The organism is Paenibacillus sp. SSG-1, from assembly GCF_002224835.1.
In the GTDB taxonomy this organism is placed as follows: domain Bacteria; phylum Bacillota; class Bacilli; order Paenibacillales; family Paenibacillaceae; genus Paenibacillus_AQ; species Paenibacillus_AQ favisporus.
The window spans coordinates 1,970,601-1,989,902 of sequence record NZ_MBRK01000001.1 but is presented as its reverse complement, the minus strand read 5'-3'; the positions used below and the strand labels follow the sequence as shown (position 1 = coordinate 1,989,902).

The following is a 19,302-nucleotide window of genomic DNA, read 5'->3' as shown; positions in this document are numbered from 1 at the left end:
GGACCGTTGCATGATCATCACCCGTTATATGGAGCAGGCGCACGGCTGGGACCGGCGCATATTCCACTGGATTAACCGCACTCAGAATCCGACCATACTCCATGCTGCGCTGCGCATGCTGACCCACCTGGGCGGCGCGCTGTTTACGATTACCCTGACGCTGTCCGTGGCGCTGTTTGCTCCCGAGCCGTGGCGGACAACGAGTCTGCAGAGCTTTGCCGCGCTGGCCATCAGCTTTTTGATTACGACCCTGATTAAACGCAAGGTCCAGCGGATTCGCCCCTACCTCGCCCTCGAAGGCGTTAGGGTTGGCAAAAACCCGCTGAAGGACCCCTCGTTCCCGTCCGGGCATTCAACGGCCATATTTTCCATCATTACGCCGTTTCTGTTTATGGGCTCTTGGGTCGCCGTCCTGCTGCTTGTTATGGCACTCATCGTCTGTATTTCCCGGATTTATCTCGGACTGCACTACCCTTCAGACTGTCTGGTCGGAAGCTTCGTCGGCGGCGTGACGGCGGTGCTCACAGTCGCCGTGATCAATCTATGAGTTTATATACAGCATAAAAAGTGCAGTCCGCTGGGGACTGCACTTTTTTGAGCTGCCGTTATGACCGCCAGCGGCGTACCGAGCCACTGCCGATTCGGCTGCTTATGCCATCAGGCGTGGAAGAATTGTCCCGAGCGGACTTCCTTCACATAACCGGCGCGGATGGTAAAATCGCCGAAATGCTCGCCGTCCCGGCGTTCCTTGGCATAATGGAAAATAATCTGCTTCAGGGAATCCAAAATTTCGGCCTCGCCGATATTTTCCTTGTAAAGCTTGTTGAGCCGTTCTCCGGCAAATCCGCCGCCGAGGTACATGTTGTATTTGCCCGGCGCCTTGCCGATAAAGGCGATTTCCGCCAGGGCCGGTCTTGCGCAGCCGTTCGGGCAGCCTGTCATACGGATGACGATTTCTTCTTCACGGAGCCCCGCTTCCTCCAGGATCGGCTCGATTTTGCCGAGCAGCGTTGGAAGGTAGCGTTCGGATTCAGCCATCGCCAGACCGCAGGTCGGCAGGGCCACGCATGCCATCGAATTACGGCGCAGCGCCGAATAATGGATGCCGTCGGTCAAACCGTACTGCTGCACCAATTCGGTGATCTTCTTCTTTTTCTGGCTGCTCACGCTGCCGATGATCAGATTCTGGTTTGGCGTGAGCCGGAAATCCCCGGTATGAACCTTGGCGATTTCGCGCAAGCCGGTCATCAGCTCATACCCTTCTTCATCCTTAATCCGTCCGTTCTGGATAAAGAGGGTCAAATGCCACTTGCCGTTGCTGCCTTTGACCCAGCCGTACCGGTCGCCGTTGCTTTCGAAATGGAACGGTCTTGCCGGCTCCAGCTCCCACCCGAGACGCGCGGTCAGCTCCTGGATAAACCAGTCGATGCCGCGGTCGTCAATCGTGTACTTGAAGCGCGCGTGTTTCCGCACGGAACGGTCGCCGTAGTCGCGTTGGATCGTCACGGTTTTCTCTGCCAGATCGATCACCTGCTCCGGCGTGCAGAATCCGATGACCTGCCCTACCTGCGGGTACGTGGCCGGATCGCCGTGGGTCATCCCCATGCCGCCGCCGACCGAAACGTTGAATCCGGCCAGACGTCCGTCCTCTACAATGGCGATCAACCCGAGGTCCTGCGAAAATACGTCGACATCGTTGGAAGGCGGGATCGCCATGCCGATCTTGAACTTACGCGGCAGGTATACCGGACCGTAGATCGGCTCCTGTTCCTCGTCATGATCGTGGCTGTCCACCACCTTTTCTTCGTCAAGCCAGATCTCATAATAGGCCCGGCTCCGCGGATCCAAATGGGCACTCAGCTTGCGGGCCCAGTCGTACACCTCCGAATGAATCTCCGACTCGTACGGATTCGGATTGCACATGACGTTCCGGTTCACGTCGCCGCAGGCGGCCAGTGTGCTGAGCAGCGATTCGTTCACCTCGCGGATCGTGTTCTTGAGGTTCCATTTCAGCACCCCGTGCAGCTGAAACGACTGGCGTGTCGTCAAGCGGATCGTCCCGTTCCCGTACTTCTGGGAAATCCGGTCCATCATCAGCCATTGCTGCGGGGTAACCACGCCGCCCGACGCGCGCACCCGGAGCATAAACTGGTAAGCCGGCTCAAGCTTCTGCTTCTGCCGTTCGTTGCGCAGGTCCCGGTCATCCTGCATGTAGCTGCCGTGATGCTTCATCAGCCGGTTATCGTCCTCGGGGATCGACCCGGTGATCGGATCCTTCAGCGTTTCCACCAGGCTTCCCCGCAAATAGTTGCTTCTGCGTTTGATATCCTCCACATCGCTGTGGGGCGCGCTGTTTGATGACATCAAATTGTTTTCAGACATGTTTGCTCTCTCCTTCTCGCTTGCCTATCGGATGCGCTTAATAGACATCCCGCTGGTAACGTTTCTCCTGCTGCATGCGAATCATATATTCGGCAGCTTCCTCAGGACTGAGACCGCCTTCCTGTTCAAGGATCGTAATCAGCGTGGAATGGACGTCATGGGCCATTCGTTTCTCGTCGCCGCACACATATACCACAGCGCCTTCCTGCAGCCACTGATACAGTTCCCTGCTCTTCTCCAGCATGCGGTGCTGGACGTAAACCTTCTGATCCGAATCCCGCGAGAATGCCACGTCCATGCGCGTCAGGACGCCGTCCTTGAGCCAGCGCTGCCATTCGATCTGGTACAGGAAGTCGGTCGCGAAGTGCTGGTCGCCGTAGAACAGCCAGCTCTTGCCTTCGGCTCCGGTCTCTTCCCGCTCGCTCAAAAATGCGCGGAACGGGGCGACGCCTGTGCCCGGGCCGATCATGATGATCGGGGTATCCGGATTTTGCGGAAGCTTAAAGTTCGGATTATGCTGGATATAGACCGGCAAAGCCGATCCGGGTTCGCTTCGTTCAGCCAACTGTACGGAGCAGACGCCGTACCGCTCTCTTCCGCGGTTCTCGTAGCGGACGGTCCGGACCGTTACATGCACCTCGTCCGGAGACGCCTTCAGGCTGCTGGCGATCGAATACAGACGGGCCGGAATTTTGCGCAAAATGGCTACAAATTCCCTGGCCGGGATACCCTTCAGAGAATAATCCTGCACCAGATCGAGCAAATCGCGTTCCTCGATGTAGGCTCTCAGCTCATCATGACCCGATGCGAGCAGTTCGTTCAAAGCACCGTTAGAAGTGAGCGCGGCTGTCTTTTCCAGCAAAGGCTTGGTGAGCACCGTGATTTCATAATGGCGGAGCAGCGCCTCGCGCAGCGCAGCCTCGTCGCCGTTTTTGTTAACCGGTACGGATTCTTCGCCGGACCAGCCCATCGCCTCGATCAATTCATCGACAAGCCGCGGATGGTTTTCCGGGTAGATGCCCAGACTGTCTCCGGGTTCATACTCCAGGTTCGATCCCTCCAGCGAAATTTCCAAGTGCCGGGTTTCGCGGTCGGAACCGCGGCCGTTCAGGTTGATATTCTCCAGAACCTCGGCCTGGAACGGATTGGTTCTGGAATATTCCGATTCCGCGGATGCGAGCAGCGAATCAGCCGTGACAGGCACGGCCTGCGGTGCAGCTCCGGCTCCTGCTCCGGCAAGCTCGGCAAACGCACTGGCCACGCTGTTGATCCATTCCGCCGCCGGCTCGTCGAAGTCCACGTCGCAATCGACGCGCGGAACGAGCCGCTTGCCGCCCAGTTCTTCCAGCCGCTTGTCAAAATCCTTGCCTGTCTGGCAGAAGAACTCATAGGAGGTGTCTCCCAGCGCCAGTACAGAGAACGGCATGCCTTCAAGCTGCGGCGCCCGCTTGCTGTGCAGAAACTCATAAAAGGATATAGCGTTGTCCGGCGGATCCCCTTCGCCATGCGTGCTGACCAGAATCAGCAGGTTTTCCACCTTTTTCAATCCGTTCGGTTTAAAATCGCTCATCGAAGATAGCTTGACCTCAAAGCCCTGATCCTGCAGTCTCTTGGTCACTTTCTTGGCCAGCGACCCGCAATTGCCGGTCTGCGACCCGTACAGGACGGTAACCTCTTTCGGCGCAGCCGGTGCCGTGCTTACCGGAGACGCAGCCGGCGCATTTGCGGCAGCCGCCATGGGGGCGGTTCCCAGCACAGCGCTACCCGTTACGGCGGCCGCTGCGATATATCCGCTCAACCAGATGCGCTGGGCATCGGTTAATGTGGGCAGCAGACGGTTGAGCAGCTCGACCTGCTCTTGGTTAAAAGGGCTGTTCGTTACTTGAAGTTCCAACAAATATCCACCTCGCGTAGCATGCATTAGTGATAATTCCTAGTAGATTACTCATATTTTCTCTCTTGAACCTATCACAGCAGGGGGGAACGGTCAATTAGAATGATCTTATAGGTTTTATCAGCTTTACTGATAAAGTGGCTTCGTGACGATTATTCCTCTTGAAACCGCCGTTCGATGACAAAAAAAGCCCGACCGTAAAACAAGCCGGGCCCTTCAAACGAAGGAATAGAATTCAATTTACGTATGACAAAGTTTCTCGCGGATCAGATCCGTTACCAGCCGATCCGGAGACCGGTCTCCCCGCCCAACCTTCATCCGGTTGCACAGCACCGCCACGGCAAGGCCGTTCGACGGATCGGCGTATCCGATCATGCCGCCCAATCCGGCATAACCGAAAGCCGCCCGGCTGCCGCCCATGGCATCGCCGTCTTGGCTAAGCGAGTAGCCCAGCCCCAACCGAACGGGAGCGAGCGCAACTTCGTCGATCCCTTCAAATTGCAGCTGTGCTGCCTCGGTCATGGTGGCCGGCTTGAGCAGGCGTCTGCCGTCCACGCCCTCGCCAATCAGTGAAGCATACATGCGCGCTAACGCCTGAGCATTTGCGACGGCATTGACGGCTGGTACGGCTGCTGAATGGAAGCAAGCCGAGTTCCATTCCGGATTGGCAACCGGAACCAGTGCCGGAGGCAGCACCCGCTTGAACAGCATGTCATCGGGCATGGAAGCAATAGGTACGGCTTCGCCGCTAATTTCGGCGATCCGGGTTTCCGCTTCCGCTGGGGCTCCTAAATACAGATCCCCCTCCATTCCTAATGGCTTGCAGATCTCGTCCTGAATGATCTGGCCAATCGCTCGGCCATCCGCTCTGGCGGCCGTTTCCCCTAGAATCCATCCAAAGGTCAAGCCGTGATAACCTGCCTTGGTGCCAGGCTCCCAGATAGGTTGTAACTGTTCCATCTCGTGCACCATCGCTTGCCAGTTGGTAACCAGCTCCATATCCGCGTGCGCAGGCATCAAAGGAACTCCTGCCGTATGAGTCAGGACCTGGCGGAGCGTAATCTGTTCCTTCCCATTCGCCCCGAACTCGGGCCAATAATGAGAAATCCGCTCATCATACGCCAGCTTGCCCTGCTCGGCGAGAATATGAATCGCCGTGGAAATCAAACCTTTGGAGCAGGACTGCATCACGAAGAGCGTATCCGGATGGACGGGATTTTGTCCTAAGACATCGGCGCTGCCTGAAAAGGCATTCACCACCAGTTCACCGTGCCAGTAGGCTGTGGCTTGGAATCCTGCACCGATATCGTCTTGCGCAAGTTCATCCAGCAGCCGCTGGACCTGTGTTTGAAGATTGATGAGATGCTGACGTTTGTTTATCCATGGATTGGTCAATGCATTCAACTCCCTTATTATTTAAATTGAGAAAATAAGGTGCAAAGCCCATCCAATAAAACATCCTGAGGGCGAACTGTTAAACTGATCGTCCGCCCATGCAAAGGTTCGCCCTATGAATAGGCTTTGCATGAGCCGCTTGGCATACTGGCAAATTGATTTGCCATCGAGATCGACCGCCTTTCTGCTTGGAATTGTAGCAGAGAACTCCGGCCGCCTCAACGCCAAAAATAAATATAGCCAAACTTTATAAAGACACGGAAAGCATAAACCAGAGTCTAATCAAGCAGCTATTGCGGGGTGCCTCTGCGCCAACGGACGATCGGCGTTGAAGGTCCGAAAAAAAGCCCGCTTCATCAGCGGGCGATCCTTAGCTATTGTGTGCTTTTCGTGATATCTATTCTTTTCGCTGGAGGGATTTCTCTCTCAACGCTTCCGGTATTTCCGCGTGCGCTCGTCTTCGATAACGCCGCCCCAATTCAAGCCAAAGCCAAAATCGTACGTGTTGCCATCAGAGTCCACATGGCATTCCATATCATGAGCCACGTCCTCCAGCTGCTCCTCAACCGTCTTCATATGGGCCGGCATCTGCATCGGCAGCAGACCCGAAGGCTCCGCACTGCCAGTCAGGATCTCCATGATCACCTGCGCCTGAACGCCAAAATCGGCTACAATCGCATCCGCTTCGGACTCGAATTCGTTCACGACCGCTGGATTCGAGAGCAGAATCGACACGATAACCGGCTTGCCCTTCATCGCCTTCCGGGTGTCCAGCACCGCGTCCAGGTCGGACGTATTCTGAGGCGTGACGCTTTTCCCCTTATAAGAACGGTTCAGCACATCTTCCGGACGCGGGTCGCCGGCCAGGCTTACATCCCGTGCATGCTCGGCCGTGTAACTCCGGTACTGCAGGCTGATCGGTACATAGCCGCTTCCCCCTTGCTCCGCGTCCTCCTGGCTGTAACCGAAGCCCGATTTCGGGGAGGTGATGAAGACCAGGCCAAAGTCCGCCTCATCCGGTTGATCCGTCACCGTAAAATATTTGGAAACCAGCTCCAGACTGACCGGATACTCCAGCTTCTCCGGGGTTTGGTTGCCAAACCAGTCGGTTCCTGCCGGCGTATAGCGCTTGGGAATATATACCTTTTTTCCGGCCGCAAGCGGCAGCACCGCATTTTTATTTTTCAGCAGCACCACCGACTTCAGCTGAGCCTCATACCCCTCGCGCATAAATTCGGCGTTTCCGACAACTCGGGCGCTCGTATCCGGGTCAAGATACGGATTCTCGAACAATCCGAGCCGGAACATATTGACCAGAAGCCGGACGGCGGACTGCTCGAACCGCTGCCGCATCCAGTCTTCTCCGTGCTCGCGCACCCCGATTTCGTAGGCTTCCAGCACCGGTCCGATTTCGTTGTTGCCGCCGAACTGGTCCACCCCGGCCATCAGCAGCTTGTAATGCCGTTCACCGACGGTCAGTTCCTCCACGCCCCACGGCTTGCCGCTGAGGAAAGAATCCTTGGCAGGGGACTCGTCGGCTGTAATCATCCAATCGGTGCACACAACGCCATCGTATCCATACTGATCGCGTAGAAGATCTCCGATCAACCAGGCGTTATAGGAATTGCCTACATTTTCACCGTTCACCGTATCCTGGTTCGCCGAAATGGTGTAATACGGCATGACGGCCGAGGCTTTGCCCGTCTTCCCGGACAGCTTGAAGGCGCCTTCCGTAAACGGGATCAGATGCTCGCCGAAATTATTCCCGGGATAGACCGCATACTTGCCGCAGCCGAAATGAGCGTCTCTGCCGCCTTCACCGGATCCACCCCCCGGCCAATGCTTCACCATGGCGTTGACGCTGTCATAGCCCCAGCCTTCCCGAATTTCGCGTTCTTTTTCCGAAGTCTGGAAGCCGTCGACGTACGCCCGGGCCATATCGGCCGCCAGCGCCGAATCTTCCCCAAACGTTCCGTTGAAGCGGAACCAGCGCGGGTCGGTGGCGATATCGATCTGCGGGGACAACGCCGTCGACAAACCCAATGCGCGGTATTCCTTCGAGGCGATCTCCCCGAATTTCCGCGTCACCTCCGGGTCAAAGGTCGCCGCCAGGCCCAAGGTTTCCGGCCACATGGAGATGGCGCCGCCGGAGCCTGCGTTAAACTCCGAACTGGAGTCGGAACCATGCCGCGGATCGGAGCTGTTGTTGGCCGGGATGCCGAGGCCATGCCCTTCGGCAAACGCCTGCACCCGATTGTTCCACTTGGCAGCGGTCTCCGGGCTCTCCACAGTGGTGACCAGGATATGCCGCACGTGATCCTGAGCCAGAAAATGGAGCTGTTCATCGGTCAGCTCCCAAGGCTTGACGCCGCTCTCTTCAAAGGCTTTGCCTCCGTAGGTTGCGGAGAACCAGCCTCCGCTCGCCGCAGGCACCGCCTGATGGCGGCTGTACAGCATCAGACCGGCAATTTGCTCGGTCGTCATCTTGGACGCCAGATCTTTGGCCCGCTCTACAGGCGACAGCCTCCAATCCTCATAAGGATCCAGTTGACCGTCCCTGCTCAGGTCCTTGAAATAAAGGCCGTCCTGTTCCAGGATCTTTACGCCCGAGGCGACCGAATAGCCCAGCGTCGGCCCCTCGGTATTGTTCACATAACGAATTTCTTCTATATTTAGTGCAGCTTTTGTATTCGACATATTCCCTTTCCCCCACTCCATCATCCGGATTACGAATTTAGTTTCAGCTTGGTGTTCAGATCGTCGATGATTTTCGATAAATCCGCTTCCGACGTTCCCCCGCCCATCATGCCGGACAGCGAGCGCAGGGCGTCATACTTCCGCCACTTCACCACGGCCTCGAACAGCTCGGCGATTCCGTCGTCGCCCATGCTCTCCGCAAACATAGCTCCCATCTGTTTCAGGCGCTCCAGGCTGCCCTCCATTGCTTCCTCGGCAAACGCAGCCGTTTCGGGAATGGCCATCAGCTCGTAGAACTTGGTGTTGCGCCCCACTTTGCGGAACGGAATCCCGGTCGATTCCAGGCTAAGGGTGACTGACAGGGGCGTATCCACCGATGATGGACCTGCAACGATGTCGTAAGCCCCGGATTCAGCGAACCAGTCATGAATATCGGTATTGAAGTAGGCAAAAGCCCGTTGATCCAGCGCAAAATGGACCGTCTTCGCTTCACCCGGCTGCAGATGAACCTTGGCAAACCCCTTCAGTTCCTTGACCGGTCTGACGACATGGCTCTCCAGCGGCTTGACGTACAGCTGCACGATTTCCTTGCCCGCAACCGCACCAGTGTTGCGAATGGTAACGGACACGTTGACGGTGTCGGTATCCTTCATAGACGTTCGGTCAGCCCTGATATCTTCATAAGCGAAGGTTGTGTAACTAAGTCCGTAACCGAACGCGAAAAGCGGCTCCTCTTTTTTCGCTTCATAATACCGGTAGCCTACGAACAAGCCTTCCCCGTACGTCACTTCGCTTTTGCCTCCCGGGAAATTCAGGAACGCCGGCGTCTGTTCCAGCCGAACGGGAAACGTCTCCGCCAGCTTGCCGCTTGGGTTCACCTTCCCGTACAGCACGTCGGCCGCTGCGCTTCCCGTCGCCTGCCCGCCCAGATAGCCTTCCAGCACCGCTTGGACTTGCGGAAGCCAAGGCATCGTCACCGGCGATCCGTTGGACAACACGACAACCGTGCTGGGCTGCGCCGCCGCGACCGCCTCGATCAGGCGGATGTGCGAGGAAGGCATATCCAGCCGTGTGCGGTCTACTCCTTCCGATTCGAACGAATCCGGCAGGCCGGCGAAGATGACGGCCACGTCTTTGCTTTGCGCCAGCTTCACGGCTTCTTCGATCAAGCTGTCGTCGGCCTCGCCGCCTTTGAGCAGATAGCCCGGGGCAAACGAACAGTCAGCAGACATTCCCGCAATTGCATCGAACGGAGCATCCATCCGGGTCGGAGTAATGTGCGAGCTCCCGCCGCCCTGGTATCGCGGATGCTTGGCGAATGCGCCGATGACGGCGACTGATTGCTCCGGCTTCAGCGGGAGCAGACCTCCCTCATTCTTTAAGAGAACCATACAGTCCGCGGCCGCGCGCCGGGCCAGTTGGTGATGGGCTTCCGCATCGTAGGTGAAGCCTTCCTTTTTACCGTCGTATCCTTTGAAAATGACAGTGAGCAGACGGCGAACCGCCTCATCCAGCACGGCCTCGTCCAGTTCTCCGGACTGGACAGCCTTCACGATCATCCGGTCATGCTCCGGACCGACATAAGGCATTTCCAGCTCCAGTCCGGCCTTTAGTCCTTTCACCCGTTCGTTAATGGCGCCCCAATCGGTCATGACCAGTCCGCCGTGGCCCCATCTTTGCTTCAGCACCTGGTTCAGAAGGTAATCGTTCTCCGAACAGTAATCGCCGTTCACCTGGTTATAGGCGCACATCACGGTCCAGGCATCACCTTCGATAACCGGACCCTCAAAGCTGCGCAGGTAAATTTCGTTCAATGTCCGCTCGTCGACCACGGCGTTAATCGAGTTGCGCAGCGTCTCCTGATTGTTGGCGGCAAAATGCTTCACCGACGTTCCGACGCCTTGGCTTTGGACGCCTTTCACATGGCTCGCACCCATTTCCGAAGACAGGTACGGATCTTCCGAGAAATATTCAAAGTTTCTGCCGCATAGCGGTGACCGCTTAATATTGACCGCAGGCCCGAGGATAATCTGCACGTCCTCCTGCTGGCACTCCTCGCCGATCGCGGCGCCGACCTCCCGGATCAGCTCACGGTCCCAGGAAGAGGCCAGACCCGCTCCGCTCGGGAAGCAGGTGGCCGGCACCGTCTTGCTCGACATGTCCCCCGGATTGGCCTGCTTTCGCAGGCCGTGCGGACCGTCCGTCATCACAATGGACGGAATGCCAAGGCGCTCAACCGGTTTGGTCTGCCACATATTCAGCCCCGAGCATAGGCTGGCTTTTTCTTCTAAGGTCATTTGAGAGATGATGTCTGTCAGATTTCGTTTCATGATACGCTTCTCCCCATTTCCAGATTGGTTGGATTACTTTCACCGGCGTGCTCCCCGACTTCAGGCAGCGGCTTGAGCGCGGCCACCCCGGCCACGACGCAGACCGCAAGCACGATATAGAAGAAGGACCAGCCGCCGATGTTCAGCAGCAGCGGTGCAATGGCCGGCACGATCGACTGCGGCAGCGCGTTGGCTACGTTCATAATGCCAAAGTCTTTGGCCGCGTCTTCCTTGTTCGGAAGGATTCGCGAAACCAGTGCCATATCGACCGCCGTGAAACAGCCGAACCCGAGTCCCATCACGGCGGATGCTACGATAAATGCCGTGTTATGCGCGATAAAAGCATAGATGAGAATGGCTGCGATAATAATGAGAGCCGAAATATACAGGAACGGCTTTTGCTTACGGAACTTATCGGATAAGACGCCGCCAAAAATACTCGTGACCGCCATCGCCACCATGGACACGATGTTAATGGTAGCCACGGCTGCGGTTGCAGCGCTTTCACTATAGCCCATGCGGTTAACCAACATAACGGTCAGATACAAGCTGCTGCAGTACCCCATCATTAACAAAAACTTGGATACGACCGCCCAGCTGAACGCCGGAAATTTTCGCGGGTTTGGGTAGACTCTGCTCAGCTTTTCGCCAAGCGTCATCTTTTCCTGCGCCATGTGTTCGATCTGCACTTTTCCGTCCTGGATGATAAACAGGCTAATGATGGGCCCCACGATCCCGATCGCCGCAAGCAGGCTCCATTTCGTCGTCGAGGAGGCGTCCGTCATGGCCGTCATCAGCACCATGCCCAGCGCCATAGCTACCGGTAACACGGTACCCAGCAGCCCGGAGATCGTTCCCTGCTTCTCGGGAATCAGCGCTGTGTACGCGGCCATGCCGAAGTTGAAGAACAATTGGGCGATCGCCCAGCCGATGATGATTTGCCAGATCTGCGTGGACATTCCGACCCACAGCAGTGCGGCACAGCCAAACAGCGGGCCGAGCAGTATCCATGTGCGACGGCGGCCGAAGGAGATGTTGGTCCGGTCGCTGATCGCTCCGCCGAGCGGGTTGCCGATTAGGGCAAAGAAGGCGCCAATCCCGGATACCAAGCCGTAGGAGGAGGTATAGCCGTTCGGATCGATTTCGACCATTTTAAAAGTTAATAGAAGCGTAGCAGGTGTCATGAGAGCCAGCATCATGCAGGCATATCCGAACATGATACCGAAAGTGAGCCGTTTGAATGGCGTGATCGTTTGACCGATAATTTTTGCTTTAGCCATATGGGTTGACCTCCTCATTATCTGAAAACGTTTACAAACCAATTATAAAACAAACCGCCCAGCTCAGGAGAGGCGGCGGTTTGCAGTCTTTTATGGCCATTTTTAATTCATTTGTAAGCGTTTCACTCCACACCGCGAAAATTCAGGTTAAAAATTGACACAACCCCCGCGTCAAATGACCGGAATCAGCTCGACGAGCTCGACAGCGTGCGGTTCCAGCGTAAATGTACAGGTCATATAGCGGTTCTCCACATCGATGTGGGTGATATGGCGACCGGGCTCTGATCTCTGCTTGATGTAATGCAGATCCTCCTCGGTCATGATAGACGGTGCACCCATTTCCACCCACACGTCAAAGCTGCTCCCGCTCGACCGGTTCAAGGAACGGCGGACGATTTTATACCTGCCGCTGTCTATTCCATCCAGCTGGAATTCCAGCTTGACGGTTCTCTCGTTTTTGAACCCGCTGTACCGGCTCGTCGGTGTTACGAACGAAGTATCCCCCAGGGCATACAGGTCATCAAAGTGGCAGTAATTGTAGCACAGAATCTGATAGGCATTCGCGCTCTTCGTCACAATATAGCCTTCGCCGCGTTCAATAAGCTGATCCCCCAGCTTGGCCAGCAGCTCGTAGGCATACATAGCCGGCTTCGGAATCCCGTATTGGGCGATCAGACCCAGCCCGCCGTGGAACAACGCAGGGGATGCCGACGTTTCTTCGATATTGTCGCTGAGCACCCAGTAGCCGAAACCCTGAATCCGGTCGAGATTATCGATCAAATTTTTCGCGATATATGCCGCCTTGTACAGCGTATCGTTGGTCAGCTCCCTGTGAAATGCCGTGGAATTGAACTCCGTCAGGTATATCTCGCGGTCCGACAGGCCTTCCTTCTCAAGAAGCTGCTTCTCCCGGGTCAGCATGTCCCGTAAATAATCCGGGTTCGGCGAAATGCCCCGGAACTCCTCCAGCAGGATGCGGTACGGCTCCAGTTTGCGCAGCTCGCTTTGTTCCTCATCCGGCTCGAAAAACCCCTCCAGATTTTCATGCGGATAAAAATGGCATGGGATAAAATCGGGCAGGCAATCCCGCTCCCGGCAAAAGGCAAAAAACCGCTCGCTGAACAAGTTGGAGCGGAGTGTTATAATCCGTCCTGGCGCCCCGATCCGCAGATTCTGCGAAATGTTCTTCATCGTATGGAAAGTCCGGGAATACAACTCGAAGTACTCTTCATCCGTTCCCGGCCAATACACCTCGAGCTCCGGCTCGTTCCAAAATTCGAACATCCAGCTCTCGACCTCCGCCGGTCCGTACCGGTTCATGCAGTGCCGGATAAAGCGGTCAATGAGTTCGCACCAGGTGTCGAGGGACTTTGGCGGGCTTGTATAGCTTCTGCGAAAATAGAGCCCTTTCTCCGGATCGGCCGCGAGCGCCGAGGGCATAAACCCGAGCTCCACAAACGGCTTCAGATGAATGGAGAGCAGAAAATCAAATAATTGGTCGACGAGCCGGAAATTGTAGGCGGGCTGCCCGTCCTCCCTCTCATGGTAAACCATCATGCCGTCATCAAAAATGCCGTGAAAACGCAAAAAGCGAAACGGGCACCGCTCCTGAACGTAACGGAGCTGCCGCTGAACGTCGGCATGAAGCCCTTCCTTGGCTTTGCCGATCGTGATCAAGTTTTTCCACGTATGCGATATCGCCTGAGTCCTCACGGCCGCATCCACCTGGCGGGTGAGCGTTGCCAGCGAATGTACTTCCCTGTCGCCCGGCGATGCGCCCCGCTCCAGGTATTGATTGATAATCCCGAGAGCGCTGGATTGATTGAACTCCATATAATTCGAAGTCGATTTTTCCTTCTTCTTTCCCGGCTCCGGCCGGTACTGTTTCCGATATTCGTTCGGCGTCACATGATATCTGTTCTTGAACGCGGAATAGAACGACTTGGCGTTCGGAAAACCGTGAAACATGGCCAAGTCGGCAATGGGGATTTCCTCTTGGCGCAGCAGATCCTCTACGGCATTTTTTAACCGAATGCTGGTCAGATAAGCCTGAAAATTCAGTCCGATATTTTCGCTGAAAAATTTCGATAAATAAGGCACGGACAGAAACTCCCGGTCCGCTATGGACTGAAGGGTGATGGGCTCACGGTAATGGTTATCGATATACGTAATAATCCGCAGCATCCGGTCCATGTACCGCTCACTGATACCGCCTTCGGACAGCGGGACCTTGAACTGCTTGACCAGGATGGAAAGAACGCCAAGCATTGCAGCCTGCATCTCCAGTTCGTACGTCTCTGTCTGCTTGTATTTGAGCTGGACCATCTCGGCAAGCAGCCGGCGCAGCCGGGAAACGGCATCGCGGGATTCCGGCCCGGACTTACTGGCCTGAAATGCAAAGGAAAAACCCTCAAAACCTGCAATATGTTCTTTCAAATAAGCGGTTGGAATTTGGTAGGTGGCGATAATGTTCATGTCCAGGCCAATGACCTCATGGACATGATGCTGGTTAATCAGCAGCACATCCCCTTCTTTGAGCGTATGGCTGACCGTGTCAATCGAAACCTCAAGCGTTCCCCGCAGCACAAAAATGATCTCAACACTGTTATGCCAGTGGCTGGGCACGTAATTCACGCTGTGCAGGGATACGTCAAACGGAAGGCTGTCATCGATCTCGAGCAGCTCAAAAACTGAATTCGCCATACTTGGGCGGCCTCCTTAACGCATCATTAGACCTAATTATAGCAGATGAACATAGTTCATAAGTATTGCTTGGTTTCAGACTAGGGCAGATGGGTTGTCAAAAGGCCTTGCTGACGGATGCCGATACGATAATTTTCTCATCCTCTGCTGTATAAATTTGTTAATCCCCCCGGTCAACAGCAACTTTTATCCCTATGTAACGTCTGGAATATGTATCCAGATATACAAGAAAGGGTTGAGATTTCGGATGAACCACAAATTTGCGTTGTTTGCCGTGTGTGCGATACTGTGCGGATCGCTCAGCGCCTGTGCCGATTCTTCGGATTCGAATCACGTTGCTACAGGGTCTTCGCCAAGCAGCTCCAGCACTTCCGGGCAGCAGCCTACCGCCGATTCGGCCGGTCAATCCGGGACGGACGGTTCCCCGCAAGCGGCCGTCATTCCGAAAGGAGGCAGGAAGATCTCCGCGGAAAAAGCACTGTACGAAATCTATTCCCGGACAGACATTGGCGATGAGGAAAAAGTTGCTCAAATGATGCGGCAAATTGCGGGGATCAATTGGACGACGTATAACCGGATCAGCGGCCAAAAGTCGCTTGAGACCGTTGAGTATCTCTATAAACAATTGGATAAGATCGAAGCCGGAGATTATCCTAACATCATCAGGGGGGAAAACGGCACGGATGGCGCGCTTACCGAGAGTTATGACGCTATCCTGGCCGAGCTGTACACGCGGGAACCATCCAAGCTCATCGAAGCGCTCGCAGGATTGGAAACTCCATCTCAAATCGAGTCCGTAGTATCCCATCTGGCTTATGGACTAAGTTATCAGGATATCGCCCAGGTCAAGGCGAAATTGGAGCAGTTGAAGCAAACCGGCAGCCTGTCCGAGGGCGAGCGAAAGGTGGCGGATCAATTGCTTGACCGGTTGGATCATCCCTACTAAAAAAGGCCGTATTCCCAAGTAGAAACCGGGAATATGGCCCGTGGAGCTGATACGATGTATGATTTTATACATGCTGAGATTGGTTCTACAGTGAGCATCGTCCCCATCAAAACTCCTCATCGATCAGATCCGCATTCACTGCCATGGCGGCTTTGCTCCCCTGACCTGCGGCAATGATCAGCTGCGAAGGCCCGAAACGGGCGGTATCGCCAGCAGCGTACACACCCTTTACGCTCGTTCTGCCCAGTTCATCCACGGCAATGCCGCCCGCCCCATCGGGCCGGCAGCCCAGCTGCGCCGCGAAGGGAGCCTTCTGTGACCAATGGGGTACGATGAAGCCTCCGGCTCGCGGAATGAAAGCACCTCTATGAAATACAACTTCCGTTAACTGCCCCCCGTCTCCCCTGAACGAATGAATCGGCTCCTCCACAACAGGCAACCCCTTGACTTGGAGCCTTTCCTTTTCCCCGGACGTCAGAACAGGCCTGCCGTTCGTCAGGACGATTAAATCCCGGCTCCAATGGTGAACCGTCTTGACGAAGTGATACAGTCCCGGCTGCTCCGACAGCACAAACAATGGCCGGTCCTGCAGCTCATAGCCGTCGCAATAAACGCAATTAAAGATGCTTTTACCATACAGCGGCTCTAGGCCGGGAATGCGGGGCAGCGTTTCGTGCAGCCCGGTAGCCAGAATCAGCGTTCTGGCCCATACTTCTTCCCGCATCGAAGTGATAACGCGGAAAGCACCGCGGGCCGGATTCACCTCCTGAGCCGTTGCCATGAACCGGCGAACGGTAGGATACCTCCCGATCTCCTCATATGCCAAGCTTCGGAATTGTTCGGGGCCGACACCGTCCCGCGTCAGATAGCCATGCGATACCCGTGTGACCCGGTTTCGCGGCTGGTCATTATCGATCAGCGCCGCCGTCCTGCGGGAGCGCCCAAGCACCAATGCTGCATTCAGTCCGGCGGGTCCTCCGCCGATGATCGCGCAGTCCCATATCATCTTAAGCGAATCGCTCCTTCCCTTTAGGCCGCCTGCCGGATGGTGATCATCCTGCATCAGGTCGCGACATTGCCGCCGGCGTCCTTCGGCTTCCCGCCACGCTCGTCGAACACCCGGATCCAGCGGTACCTGTTCACTTTTACGATCGCAACAAAGCATTTCAGGATTTGATCGCATTTGAGGCACATAAACGTAATCACCGGCGACAGATCAAACACAAACGCACACAGCGCCGAAGCTGGCAGCACAATGAGCCACATGAAAATGAAGTCGTTGTACAGGACGAACTTGGTGTCTCCTCCGCTGCGGACAATGCCGGTCAAGGCAGGCATCTGGTATGCCGTACCGACGACCGTCACCGACAGAATGGTCATGAACTGTAGGGCCAGCGTTTTGGAGCTCTCCGATATTGCATACAGATCGAGGACGACGTCCTTCACAGCAAACAGCAGGACCGCGGTCAGTACGCCGATGATCAAGTACAGCAGCTGCAGCGTTTTGCTGTAGGATATGACCTTTTCCGTATTCCCTTCCCCGATCGTCTTGCCGATGATGACCGCCGTCGCGCTGGCCGATGCATAAGTAACGACCGTGACCAGCTGAAAAATCGTGTTCGCCACGCTGTTGGCGGCGATCGCCGCCTCGCCCATATGCCCGAGGATGGCGGTCTGGGCACCCATCGATACGGCCCACAGCAGGTTGGCCATCAGCACAGGTGATCCGATCCGCAGATACTGCTTAAACAGAGACTTGTCGATGCTGTAAAAATCTTTCAGCCTAAAGCGAATCCGCTGATCGAACTTCTTCACGAAGGTGAGCACGATTACGCATTCGATCACCCTTGCGGTCAGTGTGGCGATGGCCGAACCGCTCACCCCAAGGCGCGGGAAGCCCAGGTGGCCATAAATCAGCAGGTAATTCAGGCACACATTAATGATTAAAGTGGACAGCGAAACGAGAAAGCCGATCCGCACGACCTCGACGCTGCGGAGCGCCGCCAGCAAAATGTTGGTCACCGCAAAAAATATGTACGAAAAACAGATGATCTTTAAATACTTCGCCCCTTCCGCGATCACGTTCTGCTCGTTCGTAAACAGCGACAGGCAGCCGTGCGGGAAGAAAAATACGACCGCCCACATGATCACGCTTACAGCCAGGGCGATCCGCATCCCGATGCTGGAGGCCCGTTTGATGGCGTCTATATTTTTTGCGCCCCAATTTCGGGAGGACAGGATGACCAGCCCTTCAGCCGCGCCCATGACCAGCATATGCAAAATAAACTGGATCTGGTTGGCCAGCGCAACCCCGGACAGCGCGGATTCGCTGTATCCTCCAAGCAGCAGATTATCCGACAAATTGACGCCAAGCGTGATGATATTTTGCAGTCCGATCAGCACGGTTAACCGGATAAACATGCTGTAAAACGACCGTTCACGCATCCATATTCCCATGACTTCTCCTTCTTCGATATGTCGTGTAATAAGCTGATTATATTCTCAGCCAAAAGAAGCGCACAAGGCAGGAAAACGGTGGAAATGTACAGGAAAACCATGCCCGGAATCCTCCCAGCCCGCCATTCCCCCGGATTGCTCACAATACCGCACGTCTACACCGTTCTGCACGAATGACAAAAGCGGGCTCCCATAGAGCCCGCCTTCCATCGGTTTTTCTTTCCGAATTATGCTTGTACTTAACTTACCTGCTTAGCGTCTTCAGGCTCAACGCGGTTCCAGTTCACCCTGTTTTTCTTGCGTAGCGACCAGGTAAGCAGCACGATGATGCCGATGACGACCGAGCCGATATTGACCAGGTACGCGCCGAGCGGAGAGTTGTACTGCACATCGATGAGCGCCGATGAAGACGGAACGACGACGTACCGGACCATTTCGAGCCATGCCACGTGGAAGCCGATGTTCATCCACAGATTGCCTGACAGAATACGGCACATTTGCAGCAGCGTGCCGAAGGCAATCAAGTTGATGATATAGTCTGGCGTAATTTGATCCCATGTGGCAATCCCAGCAGCTACCATGATTGCGGTGAGAGCGACCGGCGCAAGCACGAACAGGGAGACCTGCAGCAGCAGGGCGATCCAGCGCGGGAACCGCGTGTTCAAATTGCGGAACAAATAGCCGCGGAAGGAAATCTCTTCGGGAAAAGCCTCATAGAAAAAAGCGATGGCCGTATTGATCAAAATCGCAAACAACGTAGGCACGGGAAGATGCAAAGCGACGACTTCGAGCCAGCCTAAGGCGCTGCCGATCAGCAGGGAGGCTGCGGTAAGGAGCGCCAGGAAAGCTGCTCCAAGAAGAAAGTACGGCAGGCCGGTCGGCGGAGAACTTAGCCCGAGCCCGCTCCATGGCCGTCTGTCGGCATACCGCCTCAGCAAATAGATCAAGGGCACACTTATGCCTGTGGTTACGACGGCCAGAATCACCTGCAGGCCCAAAGTAGGAAAACCATAAGAGCCTGCAACCGTTGCAGCGGCCACGGCCAGCCCGAGCCCGGCGACAAACGCTAGCCAGCCGAGCACAATGCGCCAGATCAGCTGGATTCTGCCCTCTTGATCACGGAAAAACCGCAAAATGGTCTCTTTGCGGGACATGCCGGTTGATCTGAAAATGGCGGATCCTCCTTTCTAAGTAAACCGTTGTCTGTCAGAATGCTTC

12 protein-coding genes are annotated in these 19,302 nt (G+C 55.6%); 2 read left to right on the top strand and 10 right to left on the bottom strand.

What is annotated here, in order from left to right; all coding sequences use genetic code 11:
- The first annotated feature begins 10 nt into the window (after positions 1 to 10).
- A complete protein-coding gene (locus BCV73_RS09375; RefSeq protein WP_256992793.1) occupies positions 11 to 547 on the top strand; it encodes a phosphatase PAP2 family protein in 537 nt (178 codons plus the stop codon).
- Positions 548 to 657: 110 nt separating this feature from the next.
- On the opposite strand, the gene cysI is transcribed toward BCV73_RS09375, so the two are convergent.
- The 7 genes from cysI to BCV73_RS09340 form a co-directional block, all read right to left on the bottom strand.
- Positions 658 to 2,382: an assimilatory sulfite reductase (NADPH) hemoprotein subunit gene (gene cysI, locus BCV73_RS09370; RefSeq protein WP_089546885.1), complete on the bottom strand. Its 1,725-nt coding sequence runs from the start codon at positions 2,380 to 2,382 to the stop codon at positions 658 to 660.
- Positions 2,383 to 2,419: 37 nt separating this feature from the next.
- Positions 2,420 to 4,276: an assimilatory sulfite reductase (NADPH) flavoprotein subunit gene (locus tag BCV73_RS09365; protein WP_089546884.1), complete on the bottom strand. Its 1,857-nt coding sequence runs from the start codon at positions 4,274 to 4,276 to the stop codon at positions 2,420 to 2,422.
- 240 nt (positions 4,277 to 4,516) lie between these two features.
- Entirely contained in the window at positions 4,517 to 5,671 is a 1,155-nt protein-coding gene (locus tag BCV73_RS09360) for a serine hydrolase domain-containing protein (RefSeq protein WP_256992792.1), read from the bottom strand.
- Positions 5,672 to 6,097: 426 nt separating this feature from the next.
- Positions 6,098 to 8,368: a glycoside hydrolase family 3 protein gene (locus BCV73_RS09355; protein ID WP_256992791.1), complete on the bottom strand. Its 2,271-nt coding sequence runs from the start codon at positions 8,366 to 8,368 to the stop codon at positions 6,098 to 6,100.
- A 29-nt stretch (positions 8,369 to 8,397) separates the two neighbouring features.
- Complete coding sequence (locus BCV73_RS09350) at positions 8,398 to 10,698, bottom strand: beta-glucosidase (protein WP_089546882.1); 2,301 nt, start codon at positions 10,696 to 10,698, stop codon at positions 8,398 to 8,400.
- Positions 10,695 to 11,978, bottom strand: a complete 1,284-nt coding sequence (locus BCV73_RS09345) for an MFS transporter (RefSeq protein ID WP_089546881.1) — start codon at positions 11,976 to 11,978, stop codon at positions 10,695 to 10,697. The genes BCV73_RS09350 and BCV73_RS09345 overlap by 4 nt, the downstream gene beginning before the upstream one ends.
- Positions 11,979 to 12,149: 171 nt before the next feature.
- The gene (locus BCV73_RS09340) at positions 12,150 to 14,681 is read right to left on the bottom strand and encodes a GH39 family glycosyl hydrolase (RefSeq protein WP_089546880.1); all 2,532 of its coding nucleotides are present in this window, start codon (positions 14,679 to 14,681) and stop codon (positions 12,150 to 12,152) included.
- Positions 14,682 to 14,928: 247 nt separating this feature from the next.
- Between BCV73_RS09340 and BCV73_RS09335 the strand changes: the two genes are divergently transcribed.
- Positions 14,929 to 15,627: a hypothetical protein gene (locus BCV73_RS09335; RefSeq protein WP_089546879.1), complete on the top strand. Its 699-nt coding sequence runs from the start codon at positions 14,929 to 14,931 to the stop codon at positions 15,625 to 15,627.
- Positions 15,628 to 15,733: 106 nt separating this feature from the next.
- On the opposite strand, the gene BCV73_RS09330 is transcribed toward BCV73_RS09335, so the two are convergent.
- The 3 genes from BCV73_RS09330 to BCV73_RS09320 form a co-directional block, all read right to left on the bottom strand.
- Entirely contained in the window at positions 15,734 to 16,633 is a 900-nt protein-coding gene (locus BCV73_RS09330; RefSeq protein ID WP_089550174.1) for an NAD(P)/FAD-dependent oxidoreductase, read from the bottom strand.
- A gap of 56 nt (positions 16,634 to 16,689) precedes the next feature.
- A complete protein-coding gene (locus BCV73_RS09325; protein ID WP_089546878.1) occupies positions 16,690 to 18,084 on the bottom strand; it encodes an MATE family efflux transporter in 1,395 nt (464 codons plus the stop codon).
- Between the two features lie 239 nt (positions 18,085 to 18,323).
- The gene (locus BCV73_RS09320) at positions 18,324 to 19,238 is read right to left on the bottom strand and encodes a CPBP family intramembrane glutamic endopeptidase (protein WP_179231939.1); all 915 of its coding nucleotides are present in this window, start codon (positions 19,236 to 19,238) and stop codon (positions 18,324 to 18,326) included.
- Positions 19,239 to 19,302 lie beyond the last annotated feature (64 nt).